We start from the raw sequence: 5,864 nt of genomic DNA on the forward strand, positions 1-5,864 counted from the left end.
GATGAAGAGCGGGGTGTAGATATCGGAATTGAATTTGAATTTCGATACCGATTCCTGCTGGCGGCTGAGGTTGAGTTCGGATTTTGGCTCAAGGCCAATCTTGATGCCAGCCGTTCGGCGGCTGCTCTTCCATCCAAAAGCCTTTGGGGCCTTGGTGCTCTCGCTTCCAGCGCGCAGGACTTTTACATCTTCGGCGGCATTCCTGGTCTCATTCGATGCGATGCTTCCTTGGGCGTTCAAGGTGATATTGGATGTCATATTTGGGGCCATATTCTCGTCGCCCTTCGGCACTTCCCCCGCATAAGCCAGGGATACGACCGCCGCCATGATGGTCAAGGCGCTCACCAGGCAGAAGACAGCATGTACCATGTCATACCCTCGAATTCATCAATTGGCTCTGTCTTCTCATTCTTCGGAAGAGGATTATGGCCAGCATTGCCACTCCAGCGAGGCCGGCGGGAAGGCCTGTGCTCTTTGTCTCATCCACATTGCTCCTCACTACGATTGGCTTGGCCTCGATGATGTTCTCCTGCAGGTCTACTATGCTGCCATCCTGCCCGATCAGGGCGGTTTGTAGCTGATAGACCCCCGGCTCGAGGGTAGAATTCCAGGTGATCTCCACCGTCTCATCATCCCCGGAGAGAAGAACGGGGGTCTTCTTCTCGGTGATATTGAGGACCTCCCCCCCATCAGAGAGGGTGAACCTGAGGAGTCCCTCAAAAGGAACCCTGGAGTCGCCCATGACGGTGGCGCTTGCCCCTGTCTCATCCTGGTAGGTCTCAGTTATCTGGGCATCCTCAATCGCCACAAAGGGGCTCATAAAGGCCCTGGTCTGATTGTGGTTCAGCTCCACGATCTTGACCCGGCCCTCATATATCTGGCCGTTCTCCAGTATGGGCTTCCATTTGTAGTCCTTTTGAACGGCCATGGACATGAGACCAGAGATGGGCACTGCCTTCTCCCGGGTTACATATAGTGCTCGATCTCCCTGAACCAGCATGTAATAGATGTCCACAATGGTCGGATCGCTGGCGCTTATCGCCAGGTGAAGCCCCCGGGAATCGGAACGAAAATCGCGCACATCAAACCTTACCGGCTCAACTCCGCCATAATAGAACCGGTAGCATCTCCGGGACTGCACCGCACCATCCTTTATCTCGCCCGCATCATCGCTGCTGTTGTCCTTCGTCCCATCATCTCGCAGAGTTGCGCAGACCGAATAGCTTCCCTTATCGACTTTGAGATTTGGCCAGCGCACTACATAGGTGCCGGGGCCATCGATATCCAGTATTCTGCTATTCAGAACCTTGTTGTCCTGGGTCAGATCCATCTGAAGAATCCCTTCTCCTCCTCCCACCAGTGTGATATCGGCGGAGTCGATATTGGAGTAGAGGCTAAAGATCTCTATGGACTGAGCGGTTGCGGCCAGGGCCATCAGTAGGGCTAATGCCGCGAGATGGCGGATAGAACAGATAGAGCATATTTTCATGGGACGAAACCTGCCTGGCAACCTGTCATTTCTGAATGGGTTTAAAACTAACGTATCGAAGTGAGGGGAATGAGGCCAGCGCGGCAGAAGGCAGAAAGCTCAAGAGAGCTCTGCCAACAACGGCCAACGGGCTCTTCCAGACCCCAAGTCATCAGATCGATATATTATGGGTAAACGGCGCGATGATGCTTATTAGCAGGCTGGTCAGAATCACCCAGGTGAAAATGGCGACTGCAGTTCTGGTGAGCTTCTCCGCCTTCTCGGGCGGAACCAGCCGCTCAAAGCCCGTCTGCACCAGATCTCTGAAGATATGACCTCCATCCAGGGGACCGGCAGGAAGGCAATTGAAGAGGCCGGCATAAAGGTTGATCCAGCCTATCCAGAGGAGGAGGTTCGCTATCCAGAAGAACCTCTCACCCAGGGGCTCCGCCCAACCAACCGGTTCGTAGACCGCAGTCAGCCAACCGCTGAATCCCGGAAATCCTTTCTGGGTGAATCCGGGAATTCCTGAAAATGGCAGGTTGAGCATGTAGGCGAAACCCTCTACGCCGCTCTTTGGAATGGTTTTCAGCATCTGGAGGAACTCGCTGGCAGGAGCTTCCTGGAATGCCACACCACCCGAATAGATGGCGTTCCCTGACATCACAATGCCGATAAAGCCCGTTCCCACAGCATCCGACTCCTCTTTCTGCTCATCCTCTCCCTGGCCAGCAGCGGAGGTGAGGTTGACCTGGTAGCTCTTGCCACTTCCGGTGGTGATGGTGATGATCTGACCGGGTCGGGTGAGGTTCATCTCCCTTCTGAAGCCCTCAACATCCACCACCTCCTTGCCGTCGATCCTGGAGATCACGCTGCCCGCAGGCAGGCCGACGGAATCGGCGGGAGAGTCCGGGAAGATGGAGGCAACCATGATTCCCCTTGCCGCCTGGCCGGGGAGGTTGAAGATCTCCTTTTGGCCGTTGTGCAAGACCTCCATCTCCACCATGCTGCTGCCCAGATTGCTGTAAAGCTCCTCTATCTTTATCGCATTCTCTCCATTCACCTGAAGCAGGACCATGCCGCTCTCAAAGCCTGCCTCCTCCGCTATTGAATCCTCCTGGACACCCACCGCAATCAGCCGGTCAACAGGGGACATGGAGCCCAGAACCGGCCCAAAGAAGAGGGCCATGGCCAGTGCGGCCACCATGAAGTTGGCTATGACCCCGGCGGAGAGAATCCTGATCCTAGCGGCCCTGTTCACCAGGGGCGGCTTGTTCTTTGTGCCGAAGAGATCCTCCTCATCCGGCTCAACAAAAGCAGCTATTGGGGCAACGAGCAGGGTTACTATGCCCATGGACTTAACCCTGACCCCTTCCACTCGGGATAGGATGCCATGAGCAAACTCGTGCACCAGCATGGTGACGAATAGGGCGATCCAGCCCCATAAAAAGGGGATATACTCGTTCAGACCGGGGATGAGCAGGATATTTCTGGGTGCATTGTAGCTGCTGGGCTCGGGTGGAGAGAGAATCATCAGGTAGGTCATGAGCAATACGAGGATCAAGAATGTGGCCATGCTCAGGATCACCAGAGGAATTCCGATAGTTACCGCCGTTCTCCATATCCACTTGGGGCGGCTCAGCTGGTCGAGCAGCTTCAATCCTTTGGTTGTCCGCAGGAATATGAGGAGGGGTATTCCTGATATCCCTCCCACAGTCACACCTCTCTTCTTCCATGCCTCGCTATCTCTCAAGGGCAAAAGGAGGATGGAATACAGGCCTATCAGCGCCGCTGCGATAAGCATCCAATCTGCGAATTCTAGCTGTAAATCGAAGCTCAAAACTCCAGCCTCATCAGGTCAATTCGGTGTTATATGTCTGGCATCATGTATATAAGTTGAGACGAGGGCTTTAGAGCAATCCCTGTTCCTCAAGTTCCATCTTGGCCAGATCCTCATGCTTCCTCTCCAGGAAGCTGTAGACATTACCATGGGGCGCACCATCAAGGAGCATCTCTATCGCTGCGCGTGCCACTCTGATCTGCTCGGGGTAGCCGAGTATGGCCACCGTCTTGCCGTAGACGGAGACCTTGGTGCCCGAGAGCCGCTCCATTATCTCCCTCGACCTTCCATCCTTGCCGATGATGCGTCCCTTCAACCGTTCCATATCGCTCCTGGTGCCTGCTGTCTTGGATATGTCCAGCACATCGAGCATCAGCATCTCGTCGTCCAGGATCGCCAGCGCTCTCTCCGGCGAGAATCCTCTGCCAATAGCCTTCACCAGGTCCATGACCCTCAATACCTGCAATGGATCTTCTGCGGATGTGACAGAAATTGTGCCTGTATCGCTGTCTATCTCCAGAGAGGTCTTTGTCTTCTCTTCTATGAAGTGTTTCATGGAGCCGTTAGGTCCCACCAACACTCCTATACGTTCTTCTGGGATCTTTATATCCATTGTCAGCCTCCTTTTATCTTGATCAGATACTCTCCTTTTTTGCCTTTTCAGCTCCATCCTTCTGGATCCTGGCATAGATCTCCTCGGATGAGCCAATAGAGTACTTTTTCTGGAAGTAATGAACTATATTGGAGATGTCTCGCTCCAGGAACTTTCTGGCCATGGGATGGTCCAGGGTGACCGATTGTCCCATATCTATTATCACCGGCTCGCCATCATCGTATAGGATATTAAACTCGCTCAGGTCGGCATGAACCAGACCGGCCTGATTGCAGAGCAGGGATATATATTCGACGATCTTCTGGTAGATTTGCTCGGCCTCTGCAGAGTCCAGCTCGACATCCTTTAGGGGTGGTGCGACATAATCTCCCTTGCCGATCAGATCCATAACCAGAATATTCTCCTTCATGGTGATGGGATGGGGCACCCGCACACCCACTTCCTCCGCACGCATGAGATTGCGATACTCCTTGCGGGTCCAGGCGGCGACAATAGCTCTTTTCGTGCCCTTGACGCTTCCAAATCTGGGATCGCCATGCAGGTAATCCTGCATCACATTGAAGTTGCTGGTAGAAATGCGATAGATCTTGAGGGCAAGCTCTCTGCTGCCCACCAGAGCCCGGAATATATTCGCCTCTTTTCCGGTGCAGATGGAACCTCCCAGGGCATCTATGACCCCTTTGCTTGCCAGGCTGTACAGGTCCATCAGGGTTCGCTTGTCAAAGACAGCGTCCTGGACATTCAGGTCATCGGAGTCCTTGATTCTGGTACGAAGAACATCAATACGAGTATCAAAATCCTCATCCTTGCTGCGCCTGCTCATGATTTGTCTATCCGGCTTATGAAGAGCCCTTCAGAAAACCTTTGCGCTGCAGCCAGTCCACTTGAGGGCCGGTGTATCTCCAGACCACGTCAGCCTTCTCATTCTGGAACTCCCAAGGGATGATTATGACCACGTCGCCCTCTCGTATCCAGATCCTCTTCTTCATCTTTCCCGGTATGCGGGCCATCCTGGTTACGCCGTCAATGCCCCTGACCTTGATGCGATTGGAGCCAAGCAGGCTTTCTACATGACCGAATATCTCTCTATCCTGTTTGCGAGGGAGGCGAACTCTGGTTATTACTGCTCCTTCCTCCCCACCATGACCTCTATTGTACAGCTTATCACCTCAAATAATAATTGCAGATTTTAGATTAGATGCCGGATCGATGAGATCCTGAGCGGTGTTGGATCGCTATCTGGCCCATTTGCAGCCAGGATCGCCAGAGCAACTTGCCGCACCACCTCAGTCGAAAATGACGCTTAAATAGTTAAAGCTTGTGTCGATCCGAATCCGAATGGGCCCGACGCGATTCGAACGCGTGATCCCCGCCGTGTGAAGGCGATGTCATAACCAGCTAGACCACAGGCCCTCGAAGTAAGGAAGTAAGGCATCAGATATTAGTATCTTGCCCTAGAGGGAAAATCCCTTGGCCAGTTTTGGGCTCGTGACAAGGAATTATTTAAATATCAATTCGCGAGCTTAATTAAATAAATGAGTCAAATCCTGAGAAATCCTGTTTATCTTTTGTATGAGAGGCGGCTCAAGTCTCAGATCCTGGCAGGGTCACCGGTGGAGCATATAGCGATAATTCAGGATGGAAACCGCAGGTATGCCAAGCAGAAGGGGCTCGCTAAATCTCTTGGCCATAGCCTTGGCGCTGAGACCTCGGAGAGGGTGTCAGACTGGTGCCTGGAGGTGGGGGTTCGGCATCTCACCCTTTATGCTTTTTCCACAGAGAACTTCAGCCGGGAGGATTCGGAGAAGCGCTATATCTTTGATTTGATAAAGAAAAAGTTCAATGAGCTGAGAAATTCAAAGAAAATCCATTTCAATAGAGTTCGGGTGCGAGCCATCGGTCGGTTGGAGATGCTTCCCGATGATCTGCAGGAGGAGATCCGA

Annotated in this window: 7 protein-coding genes and 1 tRNA gene; 1 reads left to right on the forward strand and 7 read right to left on the reverse strand. The window is 53.0% G+C overall.

Going from position 1 to position 5,864, the window contains the following annotated elements:
- The 7 genes from BP727_RS07285 to BP727_RS07315 all read right to left on the reverse strand — a co-directional run.
- Positions 1-369 (reverse strand): hypothetical protein (locus tag BP727_RS07285; protein WP_286858088.1); only part of this gene is annotated, 369 nt, incomplete at its 3' end.
- A gap of 1 nt (position 370) precedes the next feature.
- Complete coding sequence (locus BP727_RS07290) at positions 371-1,489, reverse strand: hypothetical protein (protein WP_286858090.1); 1,119 nt, start codon at positions 1,487-1,489, stop codon at positions 371-373.
- 151 nt (positions 1,490-1,640) lie between these two features.
- Positions 1,641-3,308, reverse strand: coding sequence for a site-2 protease family protein (locus tag BP727_RS07295; protein WP_286858091.1), 1,668 nt, complete (start codon positions 3,306-3,308; stop codon positions 1,641-1,643).
- Positions 3,309-3,378: 70 nt separating this feature from the next.
- Complete coding sequence (locus BP727_RS07300; RefSeq protein WP_013718234.1) at positions 3,379-3,921, reverse strand: KH domain-containing protein; 543 nt, start codon at positions 3,919-3,921, stop codon at positions 3,379-3,381.
- Between the two features lie 22 nt (positions 3,922-3,943).
- Entirely contained in the window at positions 3,944-4,744 is an 801-nt protein-coding gene (locus BP727_RS07305; protein ID WP_273278901.1) for a serine protein kinase RIO, read from the reverse strand.
- Between the two features lie 16 nt (positions 4,745-4,760).
- Positions 4,761-5,081 (reverse strand): translation initiation factor eIF-1A, encoded by a 321-nt coding sequence (eif1A, locus tag BP727_RS07310; RefSeq protein WP_269798888.1) that lies wholly within the window; start codon positions 5,079-5,081, stop codon positions 4,761-4,763.
- Positions 5,082-5,260: 179 nt separating this feature from the next.
- A tRNA-Val gene (locus tag BP727_RS07315) sits at positions 5,261-5,334 on the reverse strand.
- 122 nt (positions 5,335-5,456) lie between these two features.
- On the opposite strand from BP727_RS07315, the gene uppS reads away from it, so the two are divergent.
- The coding region (gene uppS / locus BP727_RS07320; RefSeq protein ID WP_286858094.1) for a polyprenyl diphosphate synthase at positions 5,457-5,864 on the forward strand (408 nt) is incomplete at its 3' end.

Source organism: Methanosaeta sp. UBA356, from assembly GCF_002496465.1.
GTDB classification, from domain to species: domain Archaea; phylum Halobacteriota; class Methanosarcinia; order Methanotrichales; family Methanotrichaceae; genus Methanothrix; species Methanothrix soehngenii.

Coding starts and splice junctions, on each gene's coding strand:
- BP727_RS07290 (WP_286858090.1), bottom strand. CDS start 1,489: ATGAAAATATGCTCTATCTGTTCTATCCGCCATCTCGCGGCATTAGCC.
- BP727_RS07300 (WP_013718234.1), bottom strand. CDS start 3,921: ATGGATATAAAGATCCCAGAAGAACGTATAGGAGTGTTGGTGGGACCT.
- BP727_RS07305 (WP_273278901.1), bottom strand. CDS start 4,744: ATGAGCAGGCGCAGCAAGGATGAGGATTTTGATACTCGTATTGATGTT.